Here is a 19058-nt window from a genome sequence, read left to right as displayed (position 1 = left end):
GATCTTCTTCATTCTACCGCCGGCATGTGAGGAATGTGTGTGCACGCCATGGCGCATCGCCCATCAACAGCGATTCCGTCACGCGCAACGGGCAATCGAAAAGCCCTTCGCCCCGAGGGGAAAGCCCCTAGGGAGAAGGGCCGAAGGAAAGGCTGGTCACACCGGTTTCCACCGGCGGAGCAGAAGGGCGTTGGTGACCACCGACACGGAGCTGGCCGCCATCGCCGCGCCGGCGAGGATGGGCGTCAAAAGCCCCAGCGCAGCCACCGGGATGAGCACGACGTTGTAAGCGAAGGCCCAGAAGAGGTTCTGGCGAATCTTGCGCATTGTCGCCTTCGACAGCCGGATGGCGTTGACAATGCCCATGAGGTCGCCGCGCATGAGGGTGATGTTGGCCGCCTCGATGGCCACGTCCGTGCCCGTGCCGATGGCAATGCCGACGTCGGCCGCCGCCAGCGCCGGCGCGTCGTTGATGCCGTCGCCCACCATGGCCACCACCTTGCCCTCGCCTTTCAGCTTCTCGACCATGGCCGCCTTGTCCTCGGGGAGCACCTCGGCCATGACCTGGTCAATGCCTACCTCCCGGGCGATGGCCTCGGCCGTGCGGCGGTTGTCGCCCGTCATCATGATCACGTCGATGCCCATGGCCCGCAAGCGGCGAACTGCTTCCGCCGACGTCGGCTTCACCGTGTCGGCCACGGCGAGAAGGCCGACCGCCGCGCCGTCAATGGCCACCAGCATGGCCGTCTTGCCCTGCGCCTCCAGCGCCTCCTGGGCCGCGCGCAACGCGGAGATGTCGACGCTGCGCTCGCGCATCAACTTGGCGTTCCCGACAAGCAGCGTGTGCCCCTCCACCTCCGCCTCGATCCCGTGGCCGGGAATGGCGTGGAAGCGGGACGGTTCGGCCAGGGTCATCCCTTTTTCCTTGGCGGCCTTGACGATCGCTTCCCCCAGCGGGTGCTCAGAACCCCTTTCCGCGCTGGCCGCCAGGCGCAGGAGCTCGTCTTCGGCCACCGCGCCGGATGCGACCACGTCGGTCACCTCCGGCTCGCCCTTCGTGATCGTGCCCGTTTTGTCGAGGACCACGGTGGTGATGCGGTGGGCGTTCTCCAGGTGCTCGGCCCCTTTGATCAGGATGCCCGTTTCGGCCCCTTTGCCCGTTCCCACCATCACCGCCGTCGGCGTGGCCAGCCCGAGCGCGCAGGGACATGCGATGACAAGAACAGCCACGGCGCTGACGAGTGCAGGGGCCACGCCGCTTGTGACGGCTGTCACGGCAAAGGTGAGACCCGCAATGCCGATGACGATGGGCACGAAGACGCCGGAGATCTTGTCGGCCAGCCGCTGGATCGGTGCCTTGGAGCCCTGTGCTTCTTCGACGAGCTTGATGATTTGCGCCAGGGCCGTGTCCTTGCCCACTTTGGTCGCCCGGAACGTGAACGCGCCGTGCTTGTTCAGGGTGGCCCCGATCACCTCGTCGCCCACGCCTTTGGGCACGGGCAAGCTCTCGCCGGTCAGCATCGACTCGTCGACCGTCGTGCTCCCCTCGACGATGACGCCGTCCACGGGAATCTTCTCCCCCGGCCGGACGACGACCAGGTCGCCGACCCGCACGTCCTCGAGCGGCACGTCCACTTCCTGCCCGTCGCGGATGACGCGGGCCGTCTTGGCCTGCAGGCGCATCAGCTTTTGGATCGCCGCCGACGTCTGCCCTTTGGCCCGTGCCTCGAGCAGTTTCCCGAGCAAAATCAGCGTCAGGATGATGACCGACGCTTCGAAGTACAGCTGGTGGGTCGCGCCGGTCAGCACGGCATACAGGCTGTAGCCGTACGCCGCCGACGTGCCGAGGGCCACCAACACGTCCATGTTGGCGCTCCTTGCCCGCAGCGCCTTGACCGCACCCCGATAAAAGCGCATCCCCACCGTAAATTGGACGACGGTGGCGAGGACAAGCTGCAGGTACGGCGGGAGATGGAAGCGCCAGGGCCACTGCGGCGCGGCCTGCGCCGCAAAGTCGGACAGCATCTGCACCACAAAGGGGAGGGACAACAGGGCGCTGGTGAGCAGCGCCCGCTTCTGCTCGAGGTAGGTGCGCTGCCGCGCCTCTTCCTCGGCGTCCGCCCCCGCGTCGATAGCCGCGTCGTACCCCGCCTTGCGGACCGCGGCGACGAGGGCGTCGACATCCGCCTTTCCGGGCAGGTAGTCGACCGTCGCCGTTTCCGCGGCCAGGTTGACGCGGGCGTCCAGCACGCCCGCCACCTTCTTGAGCTGCCGCTCGATGCGGGCGGCGCAGGCGGCGCACGTCATCCCCCGCACGGCGAGGGTCACCGTTTCGCCGCGGACGTCATACCCGATGCGCCGGACGGCGTCGATCAGGTCTTCCACCGACGTCCGCTCCGGGTCGTAGGTGACGGTGGCCTTCTCCGTCGCCAGGTTGACGGCGGCCGCCTTCACGCCGTCCACCTTGAGCAAGCCCTTCTCGATGCGCCGCGCGCACGCCGCACACGTCATGCCGACGATCCCCAGCGTGACGTGTTCGTCTTGCTCCACGCGAGCCCCACGGGATGCGGTTTCGGTGGTCATCGGCGTTCCCCCGCTTTCCGCGGTTACACGACGTCGTAGCCCGCTTCTTCAATCGCTTCCTTCAATTGCGCTTCCCCAACCGACGCCTCGTCGTACGTGACCGTCACGGTTCCCTTCGCCAGGTCGACGTGCACGGCAGAAACACCCGCGATGCCCTTCAAGGCCCGCTCGATGGCCTGAACGCAATGGCTGCAGGACATCCCTTGTACGTTGAGGGTTTTGGTGGTCATGGATTTCGCCTCCTCACGATGTTAAGCGCTAAATACCCTACCAGGGTATTTACCCCCATGGGGTATTATATCGCGGCGGCTGACTGCCTGTCAATGCCAATCTCACGCGGAAAAACGAAGGGGCGCCCCCTCGGGCGCCCTCTCCTTCGCCAGGGCCTTACGCCGCCATCTTCCGGCATTCCGCGGCGCATTTGCGGCACGCCTCGGCGCACGCCTGGCAGTGCGCATCCTGGAACTTGGCGCATTCGGCCGCGCACGCCTCGCACACCGTCGCGCACAAAGCGCACACCTGCTTGGCATACGCGCTGTTCCGCGCCATGTAACGGGAGGCCACCGCGCAGATCTCCGCGCAATCGCGCAGCAGCTGAATGCACGTCACGCGCGCCTGGACATCCGGTTCGTTCAGGCAGGACGTCAGGCATTGCTCACACGCCTGCATGCACGCGTTGCACGCGTCGATGCACGTCTGGAAATGCTCCACACGGGTTTGAACAACGGCGGGCATGGTGGGCCACAAACCCTCCTCGAAACAGGGTAGGGGACGGATTGCCCCATGGGTAATGTTCCTCGTGCCACAGACGGCTTATGCATGGTAGGGTCCATCATGAACATCCGACACGCAGGCCATCCTATACGGTAGATGCCTTATAGCCACAGGTGAAGGAGGTTGACAGCCAAGATGAACCGACATGCCCTCTCCCTTGCGCTTGTACTTGTTCTTTTCACAGCAACCGGTTGTGCCTCCGCCGTTCGCCAACCCATGCCCGAGGGCAAAAACCCAAACAACGAACAAGAACACCATCCGCCGGGACACATGCAGAACGAAACCGCTCCCGGCGCGACGCGTCCCGCTGCACCCGTCGAACTCACAACCCGCAAATTGCGCAACTTGCCTCCACTTCGCGAAACCGACGAGATTCGCCCCACCGGAAAGGTGCGGGTCTTTCGCCTCGAAGCAAAACCGGCGCGCTGGGAAGTTGTCTCCGGCGTCACAACAGACGCCTACACCTTTAACGGAACCGTTCCCGGGCCGACCCTCCGCGCCACCGAAGGGGACACCCTTCGCGTCATCGTGAAAAACAGCCTGCCCGAAGAGACGGCCATCCACTGGCACGGCCTTCACGTGCCCAACAACATGGACGGTGTGCCGTCCTTCACCCAACACGCCATCAAACCCGGCGAAACGTTCACGTACGAATTCGTCGCCAACCACGCGGGAACGTACATGTACCATTCCCACTTCAACAGCATCGCGCAAATCGACAAGGGGTTGTACGGCCTGCTCATCATCGATCCGCAAAAGCCCGATCCCGCGTTGAGGCATGACCGGGAGTACACCCTGATGCTGAGCGGGTGGCACATTCCGGGCCATGCCGGCAATCCGCGGGACCAACAGCAAAACGGCCCACACGGAAGGGCCCACGATCGCATGACCGGCATGGCCAAAGGCGAGCCGGGCCTCCTCAAGCAAAAAGGCGACGTCCGGAGCATGATGGAACAGGGGCTGAAAGACAAAGGCCAACCCAACGGGCCGCATGGCGGTATGCCCATGCCGTCCAAACGCCCCGGGGACGAGGCCGGCAGCACGGTCATGGGGATGGATTACAACTATTGGACGATCAACGGAAAGGCGTTCCCCGACACCCAGCCGATCAAGGTGAAACGCGGGGAGCTGGTTCGCTTGCGCCTGGCCAACATCAGCAACGGCATCCATCCCATGCACCTGCACGGACACGACTTTCGGATCCTGGCCAAAGACGGCCATCCCTTGCCAACGCCGCAGATCGCCAACACGGTGACCTTGAACCCCGGGGAGACGGTCGACATCGACTTTCTGGCCGACAACCCGGGCCAGTGGCTGTTTCATTGCCACGAGCTGCACCACACCGCCAACGCGCACGTAGAACCCGGCGGGCTGATCGTCCTCGTCAAATACGAATCCTGACGCCCAACGTGCACGCCACTTTACCGTTGGGCATAGGGTTATTACGCGGCGCACAACGGCGTGCCGATCGTCTTTGTGACGCGCGAGTCCATCCCACCGGCCACCCGGCAAATTTTGCATCGCTTTGCCGATCGAACCTTCACCCTCTTCGGCTCGGAAAACACGAACACACGCCGCCAATCTTGATCCACCCCCGCCGCATTCCTTCCGCCGTCCGCCGCTACCTGGAGGCGCTGAATCCGGTGAAGCCGCGCCCCGGAACCCAACCGTTGTCACCCTTTCGCCACATTTTTCTCACCCTGTCTTCACAGGGAAAGAGCATGATGACAGAAACGGACAAGGGGAGCGGTGATCGGTGGCGAAAGCGAATCGCGCAACCAAACGAAGACTTCACCCGTATTTGCTGTGGGGACTTGTCGGCGTCTTGATCAGCGTTCTTCTCGGCGCGGCGTTTCTGTGGCCCGGCCGGTGGGGCGCGGGGAAGACGGTCCAGTTCGAACACCTGCACGGCCTGGGGTACTCCCCCGACGGTCAGCGTTTGCTCCTGGCTGCCCATGACGGGCTGCGGGTGTACGCAAATGGCGAATGGATCCGACCGGACACGCCGGGGCACGATTTTATGGGGTTTGCCCCGGTAAACGACGGCTTTTATGCCAGCGGCCATCCCGCCCCGGGAAGCAACTTGCCGGATCCGCTGGGACTGGTCAAAAGCACCGACGAAGGAGCCACCCTCAAAACCCTGGGGCTGGGCGGCGAAGCCGATTTTCACGTCATGGCCGCCGGGTACCAGTCACGCGTACTGTACGCGATCAACACCGTGCCGAACAGCCGAATGGCTTCTCCGGGACTCTATTTCACCGCCGATGAAGGAAAAACATGGGTCAAAAGCGCGATGAACAGCCTGCCGAACGAAGCCATCACGGCCCACAACGCGTGGGTGGCCTTGGCTGTGCATCCAACAAACAGCGCCGTGGTTGCGGTGGGCGCAGACAGCGGGCTTTATCTCTCCACGGATCGAGGCCATCGCTTCCAACCCGTCCTTCCCCAGATGCCCGTCACCGCCTTGGCGTTCACCCAAAAGGGAACCCTTCTCGTGGCCGGATACAAGAACGGTCCGTTCCTTTACGAGATGGATCTCGCCGACAAGCAGTCCCGGAAACTCCGCATCCCGTTGGCAGACGACGACACGATCGTCTATCTGGCGCCGAATCCGGTTCGTGAAGGGGAGCTGGCGGTGGCCACCTACCATCGGGACGTGTACCTCACGCGTGACCAGGGTTTGAATTGGATCCAAATCGCCGATCAAGGGGAGGAAACACGCGCGCCCTCTTCATCCTAACCCCATCGCAATGCGAACGCTTCGGAAGGGACGCAGGAGGCCCTCTCCGAAGCGTTGTTTTTTGGTTATGAAAAAAAGGGAAACCCTTCTGGGTCCCCTCCGGGGCATGTGCGGGTTTCCCCTTCTCCCCCACAGGCATACACTTGACACAGCATGGAGAAGGAGGGAAACCGATGCACCCCGAATATCCGCCATACGGTTGGATGCGCCCCTCGCGCGCGTGGCCGTCCGCATCCAGCTCCCCACATGCTTCCTCCTCCGCCGTTCCTGAGCGGATGCAGGCCCCCCACCTCTTCACGGATGCCGACCGGTTCATGAGAAACTTGCGGATGGCCCTTGTCGGAGAGCTTACCGCCATCCGCTTCTACCGCCGCCTGATGGACATGGCGCCCAACGCAGAACACCGCGAACAGATTGAACACGCCTACAAAGATGAACACAAGCATTACCGGATGTTTGCGCACCTCTACTTCCGCCTGACCGGCCGCCGTCCCGATGTCCAGCCGATGACCGTCACCTTTGCCACCTACGAAGAAGGGCTGAAAAAGGCGTTCTACGACGAAGTGGAGGCGGCGGAACTGTACCGCGACACGCAGCTGCTCACCCGCAGCCAAACCATTCGCGACATCTTCTATGAAGCGATGACGGACGAGATGGAACACGCCGCGCGCTTTTCCTTCATCTATCACCAGTTGTAAGGCGGCGCGCGAAAAACACCCCCAGCGGCCGCGCATCCCCATGGGAACGCGCGGCCGCTTCGATTGTCATGACGTCCAACAAAAAAGCCCCTCGCGAAGGCGAGAGGCGTTCGCAGCCATTTGGTTACCCGATCGACCCTTCCATTTCGAACTTGATGAGCCGGTTCATCTCCACGGCGTACTCCATCGGCAGCTCCTTGGTGAAGGGCTCGATGAACCCCATCACGATCATCTGCGTGGCCTCGTCTTCGGGGATGCCGCGGCTCATCAGGTAAAAAAGCATCTCCTCGCTCACCTTCGACACCGTGGCCTCGTGCTCAAGGGTGACGTTGTCGTTCAGCACCTCGTTGTACGGGATGGTGTCGGAGGTGGATTCCTTGTCGAGGATGAGCGTGTCGCACTTGATGCTGGCCTTCGCGCCGTGGGCGTTGCGGCCGAAGGTGACCAGCCCGCGGTAGGTGGTCTTCCCGCCGTTCTTGCTGATCGACTTGGAGACGACGGTGGAGCTGGTCTCCGGCGCAAGGTGGATCACCTTCGCCCCGGCGTCCTGGTGCTGCCCCTTGCCGGCCACGGCGATCGACATCACGTAGGCCTTGGCGCCGCGCCCCTTCATGATGACGGCCGGGTACTTCATCGTCAGCTTGGACCCGATGTTGCCGTCGATCCACTCCATCGTGGCGTCCTCGTAGGCCACGGCGCGCTTCGTCACCAGGTTGTACACGTTGGTCGACCAGTTCTGGATCGTCGTGTAGCGGCAGCGGGCGCCCTTCTTGACGATGATCTCGACGACGGCGCTGTGCAGCGAGTCGGTGCTGTAGATCGGCGCCGTGCAGCCCTCGACGTAGTGGACGAAGGCCCCTTCGTCGACGATGATCAGCGTCCGCTCAAACTGCCCCATGTTCTCCGAGTTGATGCGGAAGTAGGCCTGCAGCGGGATCTCCACCTTGACGCCCGGCGGCACGTAGATGAAGCTGCCACCCGACCACACGGCGCTGTTGAGCGCGGCGAACTTGTTGTCCGTCGGCGGGACCACCGTGCCGAAGTACTCCCGCACCAGCTCGGGGTATTCGCGCACCGCCGTGTCGGTGTCACAGAAGATGACCCCCTGCTTCTCGAGGTCCTCGCGGATGTTGTGGTAGACGACCTCCGACTCGTACTGGGCCGAGACGCCGGCGAGGAACTTCTGCTCCGCTTCGGGAATCCCGAGGCGGTCGAAGGTGCGCTTGATCTCCTCCGGCACCTCGTCCCAGCTGCGGCCCTGCCGCTCCGAGGGCTTCACGTAGTAGGTGATGTCGTCGAAGTTGAGCTTCGACAGGTCGCCGCCCCAGGTCGGCATCGGCTTGGAGAAGAAGATCTCCAGCGCCTTGAGGCGGAACTCGCGCATCCAGTCGGGCTCGTTCTTCACGCGGGAGATCTCCTCGACGACCTCCCGCGACAGGCCCTTCTTCGTGCGGTAGACGGCGATGTCCGGGTCGCGGAACCCGTACTTGTATTCTTCCAACTCAGGCGCACGTTTGGCCATGGCGGATCACTCCTTTGCGGGTTGGCCGGCGTGGCGCAGGCCTTGCTGCATCGCCTTCCACGCCAGCAGGGCGCACTTGATGCGCGCCGGAAACTTGGACACCCCTTGCAAGGCTTCGAGGTCGCCCAAGTCGATGTCCCCCACGTCTTGGCGCTGCATGAGGCGGGAAAAGGCGTCGGCGAGGGCCAGAGCCTCATCAATCGACTTGCCCTTGATCGCCTCGGTCATCATCGATGCCGAGGCGAGGCTGATCGAGCAGCCCTCGCCGGTGAAGCGCGCATCGGCCACCTTCCCGTCCTCGATGCGCATCTGCAGCGAGATGCGGTCGCCGCAGGTGGGGTTGTTCAGGTCCACGGTGACCGCGTCGTCGTCCAGCCGCCCCCAGTTGCGGGGCTTCTGGTAATGGTCGAGGATCACCCGACGGTAGAGCTCATCCAAGGACATTGTGGAAGTACTCCTTTGCGTACTGGAGTGCGTCGGCCAGTTTGTCGATCTCCTCTTCCGTGTTGTAGAGGTAGAAGCTGGCCCGCGCCGTGGCCGTCACCCCCAGCCAGCGCATGAGGGGCTGGGCGCAGTGGTGCCCGGCCCGCACGGCAATGCCGCGGGAGTCGAGCACCGTGGCCACATCGTGGGGATGAACCCCCTCCACGTTGAAGGTGACGAGCCCAGCGCGCTCCTCCGGCCCGTACACCGTCACGCCGTCGATGGCCCGCAGGCGCTCGAGGGCGTAGCGGGCCAGCCGCTCCTCGTGGGCGCGGATGGCGTCCAGGCCAATCGACTCGAGGAAGTCGATGGCCGCCGCCAGGCCGATGGCCCCGGCGATGATCGGCGTGCCACCCTCGAACTTCCACGGCAGCTCCTTCCACGTCGCATCGTACAGCTCGACGGTGTCGATCATCTCGCCGCCGAATTCGATGGGTTCCATCTGCTCGAGGAGGTGGCGCTTGCCGTACAGCACGCCGATGCCCGTCGGCGCGCACATCTTGTGGCCGGAGAAGGCGTAGAAGTCGACATCGAGGTCCTGAACGTCCACCTTCATGTGCGGCGTCGACTGCGCCCCGTCGACGACGATGACGGCACCCTTTTCGTGGGCGATGGCGGCAAAGGTCTTGATCGGGTTGATCGTCCCCAGGACGTTGGAGACGTGGGTGACCGCCACGATCTTCGTCCGCGCCGTCACCGTCTGGGCGAAGTCCTCGACGGCGATGGTGCCGTCGGGGCGCAGGGGCACGTATTTCAGCGTCGCCCCCGTCGCCTTGGCCGCCTGCTGCCACGGGATCAGGTTGCTGTGGTGCTCCATCGGCGTGAGGACGATCTCATCCCCCGGCTCCAAAACGGCGCGGGCGTAGGACCAGGCCACCAGGTTGAGGGCCGACGTCGTGCCCCGCGTGAAGATGATCTGCGCCGGATCGGGCGCGTTGAGAAAGCGGGCCACCTTCTCCCGTGCCCCCTCGTAGGCGTCGGTGGCCTTCGTGCCGAGGGTGTGCACCCCGCGGTGGACGTTGGAGTTGTATTCCTTATAGTAGCGTTCCACCGCTTCGATGACCGGCAGCGGCTTTTGCGATGTGGCCGCGCTGTCAAGGTAGACCAGCGGGTGACCGTTAACCTCCTGATGAAGAATCGGAAACAGCGCACGAATCTCCTTGACGTTCATCGTCCCAGTTTCCTTTCGATCACAGACTGGAGGCGCTCCTTCACGCCGGCGATGGGGATCTCCGACACCACCGGCGCCAGGAAGCCGTGAATGAGGAGCCGCTCGGCTTCTTCCCGGGAAATGCCGCGCGACATCAGGTAGTAGAGCTGCAGTTCGTCGAGCTTGCCGACGCTGGCGGCGTGGCCGGCCTTCACGTCGTCCTCGTCGATGAGCAGGATCGGGTTGGCGTCGCCCCGCGCCTTGTCGCTGAGCATGAGCACCGACTCCGCCTGCTCACCGTTCGCCTTCGTGGCGCCCTTTTCGATCTTCGTGATCCCGTTGAGGATGGCCGTGGCCGCGTCCATCATCACGCCCTTGGCCAGGATGGTCGACTCGGTGTGCCGGCCGACATGGACCACCTTGGACGTGAAGCTCGCCTTCTGCTCGCCGCCGGCGATGGTGACGAGCTTCGTGTCGGCACAGGCGCCGTCCTCTTGCAGGACGGTCGCGTTTTCGGAGATCGTGTTGCCGCTCCCCATCTCGCCGAGGATCCACTCGATGCGCCCGTCGCGGGCGACGACGGCGCGGCGGTAGACGACATCGGTCATGCCGGCGGCCAGGTGCCGCACCGACGCCACGCGCACACGCGCCCCGGGACCGACAAAGATCTCCATGACGCCCATGTGCACCGCTTGCTGCTCCGGTTCGTCGCTGACGACGTTCTCCACGTAGGTGACCGAGCTGTTCGCCTCGGCGACAATCACCACGTGGGGGAAGAGGCCCACGCCGGCATCGGCCGCCCAGTAGACGGCCTGAACGGGAAGGGACACGTCAACCCCCCGCGGCACGTAGAGGAAGGCCCCGCCGCTCCACAGCGCCGCGTGCAGGGCGGTCAGCTTGTTTTCGTCCGGTTTGACGGCTTGCCCAAAATAGCGGCGAACCACATCGCCGTGTTCGCGCAGCGCGGTGGCGAGGTCGGTAAAGACGACGCCCTGGCGCGCCAGGTCCTCGGCTACCTGACGGAACACGACGCTGGAGTTTTGCTGGACGAGCAGGTTGCGGGTTTCGCCGGCGGCAAACAGGTCCCGCAACGCTTGCGGCAACGTCTCCGGCGACGACAAGGGCGCCTCGGCCCTAAACGGCGTGAAGCGGGTAAAGTTCCAGTTCTTCAGGCTGATTTTCTCCAGCTTGGGGAGCGGCAGCGCCTCGGCCCGCTCCAGGCTTTCCAGCCGCAGCGCGCGCATCCAGTCGGGCTCGCCGCAGTCCTGCGAAAATCGGGTGATCGTCTGGCGGTCCAGCTGCACGTCCATTTCCACGCTCATCGCTATAGCCCCCTCTACCGGCGCCCGATCAGGCCTTCTGCCCGACGGTGGCGTCTTCGATGCCCAGTTCGGCCTTCAGCGCGTCGTACCCTTCCGCTTCCAGGCGTTCGGCCAGCTCCGGACCGCCCGACTTGACGATGCGGCCTTGCATCATGACGTGGACATGGTCGGGCGTGATGTAGTTCAGGAGGCGCTGGTAGTGGGTGATGATGAGGAAGGCGCGCTCCGGCGCGCGCATGGCGTTGACGCCCTTGGCCACGATTTTGAGGGCGTCGATGTCGAGACCGGAATCAATCTCGTCGAGGATGGCCACGCGCGGCTCGAGCATCATCATCTGCAGGATTTCGTTGCGCTTCTTCTCCCCGCCGGAAAACCCTTCGTTGACGTAGCGATGGGCGAAGGCCGGGTCCATATCCAGGAGTTTCATTTTCTCTTCCAATTGGCGGATAAACTTGATGAGCGAAATTTCGTTCCCTTCGCCGCGGCGGGCGTTGATCGCGCTGCGGAGAAAATCGGCGTTCGTCACGCCGGCGATCTCTGCCGGGTATTGCATGGCCAAAAACAGGCCGGCGCGGGCGCGCTCGTCGACCGACATCTCGAGCACGTCCTGGCCGTCTAGGGTGATGCGGCCCTTTTCCACGACGTATTTGGGATGCCCCATCAGCACGGAGGCCAGCGTCGACTTCCCCGTGCCGTTGGGACCCATGATGGCGTGCACTTCGCCGCCCTTAATCTCCAGGTTCACCCCCTGGAGAATCGGCTTTCCGTCCACGGAAACGTGCAGGTCCTCTATTTTCAAGTGCGGAGCTGCCATGCCAACCAGTCCTCCAATCGCGTATCGTTTCAGCCCTGCGGCAACCGACGCCTCGCTTGCCGCTTGCGCGTTTCCATCAGCCCATGCCGGAATACGGAAATCCCGGCGGTCTCCTTCTTAGTATACTGTTTGCCGCTGCGGGTATCAACCATTACTATAATTATTTTATTTCTTTGTTTGGAAAGTGCGCAAACAAGAGCCGGCGAGCCAACCACCAACTGAAATCAAGAAAAACCCCGGGCGGCGTGCCCGGGATTTGTTTCTGATGCGATTGGGCCATCACGCCTCGCCCGCGAGCGCGCGGCGCACGGCGTCGCACTGCGCGGCAAAGGCGGCGTCGTCGAGGACGGGGTCGCCTTCCCCGGCCGGCAGCGGATCGGGAATAAACAGCCACGACTTGCACCCTTCGTACTCGGGCCGAATGGGAATCTCCACCGGCCGGCGCAGGCGGTACGTGCGCACAAGGAGCACGTGCAGGGGCTTCGTCTTCTTCCAGTGCAGCCGGTCCTGGGCAAAGGTCTCCGTCCAGATGTGGTAGGGCATCAGCCGGGCGATGGCCGCTTCGTCGAGGGTCTCGATGTCGTCGACCACTTCGGCGAAGTACTCGAGCCGAACGGTCTTCTGCTCCGGCGAGACGCCGGCGACCGTAGCCTCCAGGTCGGCGTGGTATTCCGGCTTGACGAGCGCCTTTTTCTGATGGAAGTACGTCGGATACAGATAAAAGGCCTGCTCTTCGAGGCGAAACTCCCGCGTCTCTTCGTGGATGCCGCCCTTGCGCATGAGGAGAATCTGCTTGCCTTCCCCGAGCGCTTTCACCGCGACGGCCCACTCTTTCAGGGCCACCGGTTTCGACGGCGCCTGGGCCATGTCCCCTTCCTCCTCTCCGTTAGGCTTGGTAGGATACGGCCGCTCCGTACGCCTCCACGGCCCCTCGCCAGTCCCCGGAGGCCTCCCGCGCCTCGGCTTCCCGCCACGCCTCTTCGTTCACCGCCGGGGCATAGCGGCGCAGCTGGCGGATCCACTCCAGGGCCTGGTCCGCTTCGCCGCGCTCCACGTAAAAGAGGGCCATCTGGTGGATGGCGTAGCACAGGGCCGGCCCCACGACGAGGCGGGCGTCGGTTTCGTCAGCGTGTTGGGCAAACGCCCGCTTTTTGTCCTCAATGACCGCCCGGCACAACTGGATCGCCTCGTCAAACCGGCCCTGGCGGAACACGTAGTAGGACAGGTACACGCGCAGATGGTCGACGCTGAGCATGTACCCGAGCTGCGGCGGATACTGGGCCAGGGCCTCGCGCATCTGCGCTTCGGCGAGGGCAAAATTGCCGCGCGAAGCGCTGATCTCGGCCATCTCGGCCAAGCTGCGCACATAGGCGAAGTGGTCGTTGGTGTCGGCCTTGGGTCCCTCCTCGGCCACCGATGCGAAAACATCGTAGGCGTCGTCCGCATACCCCTCGCGCAGCAGCATCACCCCGACCATCAGGCGCACGTTGGGATCGGCAAACTGCGCAAAGGTGTTGTTGGGGACAAGGCGCCCCACCCGCTCTTCGGCCCGTGCGGCGAGAACGTCCAGCGGTATGCTGCGCTCCATGTGGTGTCACCTGCTCCCGTTTTCGCGTTCTGCCCTCATTGTACCGCAAGACGCCTCCCCATGCCCGGGTTGTCATCAACTTGTCACGGCTTGCTTCGCCGATCGCCTTACGCCTTCTTGCGCCGCGCCCGTTTGGAAACAAACAGGATCCGCCGGGCCAATTGGGCCATGGCCGCCGGATCCCCGTACAGGGTCAGGTGCTTCCCGCCGCGGTACAGCACGTTCACGCGGCCCGGCTGGGTCAAGACGCGCTGAATCGCGTCGGCCGGAACCGTAAAAACCGGGTACGGCTGATCCACGTACCCGATGAACAGGCGGGAAGCGTACACTTTCACCCGAAACGGCGAAGGATAGCGCATCCCATCGGCCACCACTTCGCGGACCGTCCCGCTCCACAGGCACAGGTCCTGCGCCTCGCGCGTCAACGCGATCACGTTCTCCGGCAACGCCCGGCGAGTGCCGCGCCGACGCCAATACCCCCAACCCGCAATCAAAGCCAAACCGACCAGGGCCAGAACGCCAAACACCACGGTTCGCCATCCCCTCTTTCGCTCAAGCGTCGCGCGAGCGGGTGGGCAGCGCCGCCGACGGTTGCACGCGCACTGGCGCCGTGTCCTCCGATGCGGGCTTCCGCACGGGCTTGAGCGGGGGCGTCGACTCGACGATCGGTTCCATCGGATCGATGTGATTCGTACGGTCCGGCTTTTCGGACATGGCGATCCCTCCACGGGACGTTTATGGTTTACCATGCCCGTTTTCCCGCCATCCTATTCCTCAAATAGGAAACCTATGCAGCAAAAAAGGCGGGGAACCCCCGCCTTTCCTGATCTGCTCCGTGGGTCACGGGTTACTTGGCCAGCGCCACCGCTTCCGCGAGTGACCGGCTTGTTCGGCTAAAACGTGCCGTCCGGGTAGCCCCCGATGATATGCAGGGCCGCCAGCTGCTCCACGGCCGCTTCGGCCCATGCCGCCTGATGCAGGTCGGAAAAGCGCGCATGTTTTCCGGCGTCGTGCGCCCATGCGCTCGCCGCACCGGCGACCATCAAGGATGCCGAGACGATGACGGGAACAACCTTCCGCCACGGTTTCATGTGAACCCTTCCCCCTCCTGAATGGGTCATGGTCTTTTTCCGCTAGGAGATTCGACCCGAAGATGGGATTTTTGGGAGGGATTGTCCTTCTTTTCCGTGGCCCGTTTCGGCCGTTCCGTGCGGCTGTCCTTGTGCTTTCCGCCGCTCCCTTCCCGCTCGTCTCGCTTTTCCTCGTCCTTTTCCCTCTTACGCCTTTCCTCTTCCATTTCCTCCTTTTTCTTGCTCTTTCGCAGTGTCTTGGCCTCTTCCCCTACCGCGTCGCGTGCTCCCGCCTTCTGACGGGCATCAGCGGAATCCGGCTTGTCCAGCTTGCGAGGGTCGCGGCCGCCCAGCTGGAAGTCATGGGCAGAGGAGTCAAACGGCCGAGAACCGATGGCCTGGGACGCCGGAAGGTTTTCCTTTTTCCCTTTGGGGGGACGCCCCTGCCCTTCAGTTTGGCCTTCGGCCTCGCGCGGGCGAGGCGTCTCTGTTCCGCCATGCGCGTTCGGCGCCATCCGCCTTCGTTCTTGCTCTCGCTCCAAAAGGTATCGCCCGGTGGACACCCTCTTGGCCCGCGCTTCGGCCCGTAGCGCCGGCGTCGCCACCAGCGCGCGCACCGTCACCCCCGTGCGGACGGCCACCGCTTCCACTTTGTGTTCCACGGTACGGGTGATCGCCTGCGCGCGTTGGGGACTCTCCTTGTCCTCGGCCACGATCGTCGTGACGATCACGGCCCGCCCCTCGGTTAAATACCCAGCCCGGCGTGCCTGATGGAGCACCTCCGCGGTGACGGCGGCCAAGTCGCGGTCTTTCCAATGGGGCAGCTCGGCCACCAGCCGCTCGCCGTCGGGATTGAGTCCCGCCAGGTCGATGACGCGGTAGCGCTCGTCGATGCTCATCTCCACGCTGGGGTTGATGTCCAGGGTGACGTACGCCATCACGGGTTGGGCCGTCATCCATAACAATCCGCCGACCACGACCAGGGCCAAACAAGCGGCCATGGCCGCCAACCAAAGGGCGCCTGCCGGCTTGACACGGTGGCGCGGCTTATCAGGAAAAAAACGAATCTCTTCCCCAACCACATAGGCGCGATTGGGATCGCGGCGCAGCCGACAAAATTGGCCGTCCGGGGTGAGCACCACCACATCGGAGGCATTGACCTGCAAGACGATCCCGCGTTTCATTCGCCGTCCCTCCTTTCGTCCAACACCTCTCGAACATACGCCCGCAACTGTTCAAAATCCTCGATCAAAATCAGGGCAATGGCAACGATATACTTGCGATTGCGTTCAAGGGTTTTGCGGCTGCAGGCCACTTTTTGCAAGAGCCGTTTCATGGGAAGTTTCTTCGTTTCGAGAAACACCCGCCGCAATTCGGGATCGTCGGCCAGCGTCTTGGCCACGGAGATGGCGTGCTCCCGTGCGTCGCGATGGGACGGCGACACCTCCGGCAATTCGGCGAGGGAGACGCCAAAGGCGGCAAGCCGCGCTTGAAACAGGGCAATTTCTTCCTGAAGATCCTTGTTGGCCCGCTCTTTGCCGTAAAGGTCGAGCGACGCCTGCACGGCCAACCCCGACACCTCGCGCTCCTCGTCCATCACATTCGGGTCGTCGAGGGAGAGGGCGTTCTTCTGTCGCGCTTCCTGCCGGATGTAATCGATGACCCGGCGGCGAATGACGAGGTCGGCAAAGGAAAGAAACGACCGCCCCTGCGACGGGGAGTAGTGCTGGATTGCCTCGTCAAAGGCGAGCAGGGCAATGCTGAATTCATCGTCGTGCCCGGGGTGGATGTAGCGCCCGCACACGCGCGATGCCACCCGCGCCACAAACGATTGGTACTCGCGCAGCAGCCGGTTCCGCACCTCGTCGTCACCCGCCTGGGCTCGGGCAACGAGCGCCTCGATGGGCGCGTTCGCGGGGGCAGCTCGCTTTCCCAGCAAACGTTTGAGCACGCACGCTCACCTCGCTCTTTACACCCTTCGCATCCCCGCATCGGTTTGAGGGGGCTCCGGGCCGCAACAAAAAAGCCGGGCGGCATGCGCCCGGATTGCGATCATCAGGATGCCCTTACCGTCCCTGGGTCGAGACGTTCTTGCGCCGCCATTTTCGCAGGCGCTCGCTGAGCACCGCCAGCCGATTGATGAGCTCCTGTTCCCACGCCTTGTCCCCAAGCTGCTTGGCCACGGACAACAGGTCCAGCGCGATATCGATTTGCGCGCGCAGCACCTCCACCAGGTCGCCGTGATCGACAGAGGAACAATTCTCGAACAAGTCCTCGCGGTTTTCCGCATCCACATACTCGCGAAAGTCAACGTTCACAGCCCCGTCGCTGTGGGCGAATTCGGCCAGGAGGTCGAACTCCTCCTCCACTTTGGGGTGAACGGTAACCTGGTGGCAAACCGGGCAGTACAGGAGCGGAACGTTCGTGATGTACGTCTGGTGGTGCCGCATCGTTCCGATCGCCCCCACCATGCTGGCCCCGCAGCAAAAACCCATCGGTTTCACCTGCTTTCCCCTGAGGCTTTACGGGCAACGGTTATTTCTATTTTACTGGTCGCTCTCGCTCTCGGCTATGCCTCTTTTTTGGCACCGCCGTTGCCTGGCCCCAGACGGAAAAGAAAAGGACGTGCCCGCGGCGAAACGGGCACGTCGTGCGGTCCTGCCGTTCTTCTGGGTCAGTCTTCCGAAACCATCTTTTCGTAGGCCTCGGCGTCCATCAACTTGTCCAGTTCCGATGGGTCGCTCATCTCGACGACAATCATCCAGCCCTTGTCATAGGGCGACTGGTTGACCAGTTCCGGCGACCCTTCCAACTCTCCGTTGACCTCCACGACCTTTCCACTCACCGGCGCATACAGCTCGGAAACCGTCTTCACCGACTCGACGCTGCCAAAGGGCTCGTTTTGCTTCACCTCCGCCCCGACCTCAGGCAGCTCGACAAACACGATGTCGCCCAGCTCCGACTGCGCGTAGTCGGTGATGCCGACAACGGCGCGGTTTCCTTCCACGCGCACCCACTCGTGTTCTTCGCTGTACTTGAGATTCTTCGGAAACTCCATGGCCATCCTCCTGTTCGTCCCGCGAAATTACGCTTCGGTTTCCTCAATGCCCAAGATCCGGTGCAAACGCCGCTGCACCAATTTTAACCCTTTTTCACCGGCTTGGAAATGGCGAAGCTTCAGGTCCTGGTCAAACAGGTAGAAGGCCGGCACATACTGGTTCTCAAAGGCGTCGGTCACGGCATGCTGGTTGTCGATGGCGATGGGATGCTGCAGGTTGTACTGGGCGATGGTCTCCTTCACGGGACCGATCTCGGTGTCCTTCTCCGATCGGGGCATGTGCACGCCCACAATCTTCAGCCCGTGGTCCTTGTACTTTTCGCGCCACTCGTTGAGCATCGGCAGCGATTCCTTGCACAAATGGCAGCTGATGGCCCAGAAATGCACGAGCACCGGAGAACCCCGCAGCTCCTCCTTCGTCACCGAGCCGTTAACCCATTCCGTCACCCCGACAAATTCGGGCATTTCGTCGCGCAGTTTCATGGGGCAACCTCCTTTGGCGCAAAAATGATCCGGTAAAAGAAGGACCTAACCCGTTGGTTAGGTCCTTGGCAACGACGGGTGTTAGACTTTGAGGGTTTCTTGACCCGGTTTCCAGTTGGCCGGGCACAGGCCGCCCGTTTGCAGCGCTTGCAGCACGCGCAACACTTCGTCCACGTCGCGGCCCACGTTCAGGTCGTGCACCACTTGGTAGCGTACGATGCCTTCGGGGTCGATGATGAACAGGCCGCGCAGCGCCACCCCTTGATCCTCCAGGTACACGCCGTAGTCGCGGGACACGGTGTGCAGCTGGTCGGACGCCAGCGGGTACTTCAGCTTGCCCAGGCCGTTGGCATCGCGCGGCGTGTTGATCCACGCCTTGTGGCTATACTTCGAGTCGGTGGAGACGCCGATGATCTCGCAGTCGAGGTCTTTGAAATCTTCGTAGCGGTCGCTCAGGGCCGTGATTTCCGTCGGGCAGACAAAGGTGAAGTCGAGCGGGTAGAAGAAGAGCACCAGCCACTTCCCTTTGTAGTCCGACAGCTTGACCTTGCCAAATTCCCCGTTCGGCATGACCGCTTCCATTTCGAAGTCCGGTGCCGGTTTGCCGACAATGCGATCGGCCATGGTTTCAACCTCCTCGTATGTGATGGACTCGGGGTGAACCCGAGACCTATGGTAGCACAACCCTAGTTTATAGTCAATATCATTTTATAATGAGCTTTTTTCGCTGTGCCTGTATCTCGGCCTGATCTGCATCAGGCCATCTTCAGTTT

General features: G+C 63.1%; 22 protein-coding genes. 3 read left to right on the top strand and 19 right to left on the bottom strand.

Features of this window, described 5'->3' with window-relative positions; genetic code table 11:
- Window positions 1–156: 156 nt before the first annotated feature.
- The 3 genes from IEX61_RS04110 to IEX61_RS04100 all read right to left on the bottom strand — a co-directional run bounded on the left by IEX61_RS04110 (window position 157) and on the right by IEX61_RS04100 (window position 3318).
- The gene (locus IEX61_RS04110) at window positions 157–2583 is read right to left on the bottom strand and encodes a heavy metal translocating P-type ATPase (RefSeq protein ID WP_188816870.1); all 2427 of its coding nucleotides are present in this window, start codon (window positions 2581–2583) and stop codon (window positions 157–159) included.
- Between the two features lie 23 nt (window positions 2584–2606).
- The gene (gene copZ / locus IEX61_RS04105; protein ID WP_054669006.1) at window positions 2607–2813 is read right to left on the bottom strand and encodes a copper chaperone CopZ; all 207 of its coding nucleotides are present in this window, start codon (window positions 2811–2813) and stop codon (window positions 2607–2609) included.
- 157 nt (window positions 2814–2970) lie between these two features.
- Entirely contained in the window at window positions 2971–3318 is a 348-nt protein-coding gene (locus IEX61_RS04100; RefSeq protein ID WP_054669004.1) for a four-helix bundle copper-binding protein, read from the bottom strand.
- A 309-nt stretch (window positions 3319–3627) separates the two neighbouring features.
- Here IEX61_RS04100 and IEX61_RS04095 point away from each other — a divergent pair, with 309 nt between their 5' ends.
- From IEX61_RS04095 to IEX61_RS04085, 3 genes are all read left to right on the top strand, one after another.
- On the top strand, window positions 3628–4758 hold the full coding sequence (locus IEX61_RS04095) for a multicopper oxidase family protein (RefSeq protein ID WP_229725681.1): 1131 nt from the start codon (window positions 3628–3630) through the stop codon (window positions 4756–4758).
- 355 nt (window positions 4759–5113) lie between these two features.
- A complete protein-coding gene (locus IEX61_RS04090) occupies window positions 5114–6097 on the top strand; it encodes a F510_1955 family glycosylhydrolase (RefSeq protein WP_054668998.1) in 984 nt (327 codons plus the stop codon).
- A gap of 314 nt (window positions 6098–6411) precedes the next feature.
- Window positions 6412–6795: a demethoxyubiquinone hydroxylase family protein gene (locus IEX61_RS04085; RefSeq protein WP_157057607.1), complete on the top strand. Its 384-nt coding sequence runs from the start codon at window positions 6412–6414 to the stop codon at window positions 6793–6795.
- 124 nt (window positions 6796–6919) lie between these two features.
- Here IEX61_RS04085 and sufB read toward each other — a convergent pair whose 3' ends face one another.
- The 16 genes from sufB to IEX61_RS04005 all read right to left on the bottom strand — a co-directional run bounded on the left by sufB (window position 6920) and on the right by IEX61_RS04005 (window position 18909).
- Window positions 6920–8317: a Fe-S cluster assembly protein SufB gene (sufB, locus tag IEX61_RS04080; RefSeq protein WP_054668994.1), complete on the bottom strand. Its 1398-nt coding sequence runs from the start codon at window positions 8315–8317 to the stop codon at window positions 6920–6922.
- A gap of 6 nt (window positions 8318–8323) precedes the next feature.
- On the bottom strand, window positions 8324–8761 hold the full coding sequence (gene sufU / locus IEX61_RS04075) for a Fe-S cluster assembly sulfur transfer protein SufU (RefSeq protein ID WP_054669012.1): 438 nt from the start codon (window positions 8759–8761) through the stop codon (window positions 8324–8326).
- Window positions 8748–9971: a cysteine desulfurase gene (locus tag IEX61_RS04070; protein ID WP_188816868.1), complete on the bottom strand. Its 1224-nt coding sequence runs from the start codon at window positions 9969–9971 to the stop codon at window positions 8748–8750. The genes sufU and IEX61_RS04070 overlap by 14 nt, the downstream gene beginning before the upstream one ends.
- On the bottom strand, window positions 9968–11272 hold the full coding sequence (gene sufD, locus IEX61_RS04065; protein ID WP_188816867.1) for a Fe-S cluster assembly protein SufD: 1305 nt from the start codon (window positions 11270–11272) through the stop codon (window positions 9968–9970). The genes IEX61_RS04070 and sufD overlap by 4 nt, the downstream gene beginning before the upstream one ends.
- Before the next feature lie 28 nt (window positions 11273–11300).
- Entirely contained in the window at window positions 11301–12086 is a 786-nt protein-coding gene (gene sufC / locus IEX61_RS04060; RefSeq protein ID WP_054668992.1) for a Fe-S cluster assembly ATPase SufC, read from the bottom strand.
- Between the two features lie 279 nt (window positions 12087–12365).
- Window positions 12366–12953 carry a DUF1802 family protein gene (locus tag IEX61_RS04055; RefSeq protein WP_188816866.1) on the bottom strand — a complete coding sequence of 196 codons (588 nt, stop codon included), beginning with the start codon at window positions 12951–12953 and terminating at the stop codon, window positions 12366–12368.
- A 19-nt stretch (window positions 12954–12972) separates the two neighbouring features.
- Window positions 12973–13674, bottom strand: coding sequence for a tetratricopeptide repeat protein (locus IEX61_RS04050; RefSeq protein WP_054668990.1), 702 nt, complete (start codon window positions 13672–13674; stop codon window positions 12973–12975).
- Between the two features lie 107 nt (window positions 13675–13781).
- On the bottom strand, window positions 13782–14204 hold the full coding sequence (locus IEX61_RS04045) for a hypothetical protein (RefSeq protein ID WP_054668988.1): 423 nt from the start codon (window positions 14202–14204) through the stop codon (window positions 13782–13784).
- A gap of 22 nt (window positions 14205–14226) precedes the next feature.
- The gene (locus tag IEX61_RS04040) at window positions 14227–14388 is read right to left on the bottom strand and encodes a hypothetical protein (RefSeq protein WP_157057606.1); all 162 of its coding nucleotides are present in this window, start codon (window positions 14386–14388) and stop codon (window positions 14227–14229) included.
- 179 nt (window positions 14389–14567) lie between these two features.
- Complete coding sequence (locus tag IEX61_RS04035) at window positions 14568–14765, bottom strand: S-layer homology domain-containing protein (RefSeq protein ID WP_054668986.1); 198 nt, start codon at window positions 14763–14765, stop codon at window positions 14568–14570.
- Window positions 14766–14791: 26 nt separating this feature from the next.
- Window positions 14792–15928, bottom strand: coding sequence for an anti-sigma factor domain-containing protein (locus IEX61_RS04030; protein ID WP_188816865.1), 1137 nt, complete (start codon window positions 15926–15928; stop codon window positions 14792–14794).
- On the bottom strand, window positions 15925–16695 hold the full coding sequence (gene sigI, locus IEX61_RS04025; RefSeq protein WP_054668980.1) for an RNA polymerase sigma-I factor: 771 nt from the start codon (window positions 16693–16695) through the stop codon (window positions 15925–15927). Before sigI ends, IEX61_RS04030 begins: the two co-directional genes overlap by 4 nt.
- Before the next feature lie 115 nt (window positions 16696–16810).
- Window positions 16811–17239, bottom strand: coding sequence for a hypothetical protein (locus tag IEX61_RS04020; protein WP_054668978.1), 429 nt, complete (start codon window positions 17237–17239; stop codon window positions 16811–16813).
- A gap of 179 nt (window positions 17240–17418) precedes the next feature.
- Window positions 17419–17802, bottom strand: a complete 384-nt coding sequence (gene gcvH / locus IEX61_RS04015; protein WP_054668976.1) for a glycine cleavage system protein GcvH — start codon at window positions 17800–17802, stop codon at window positions 17419–17421.
- A 27-nt stretch (window positions 17803–17829) separates the two neighbouring features.
- On the bottom strand, window positions 17830–18285 hold the full coding sequence (locus tag IEX61_RS04010) for a redoxin domain-containing protein (RefSeq protein ID WP_054668974.1): 456 nt from the start codon (window positions 18283–18285) through the stop codon (window positions 17830–17832).
- Window positions 18286–18366: 81 nt separating this feature from the next.
- Window positions 18367–18909 carry a peroxiredoxin gene (locus tag IEX61_RS04005; RefSeq protein ID WP_054668972.1) on the bottom strand — a complete coding sequence of 181 codons (543 nt, stop codon included), beginning with the start codon at window positions 18907–18909 and terminating at the stop codon, window positions 18367–18369.
- Window positions 18910–19058 lie beyond the last annotated feature (149 nt).

This window comes from Calditerricola satsumensis, assembly GCF_014646935.1.
Taxonomy (GTDB): Bacteria; Bacillota; Bacilli; order Calditerricolales; family Calditerricolaceae; genus Calditerricola; species Calditerricola satsumensis.
This window is presented reverse-complemented; position numbering and strand designations above follow the sequence as displayed.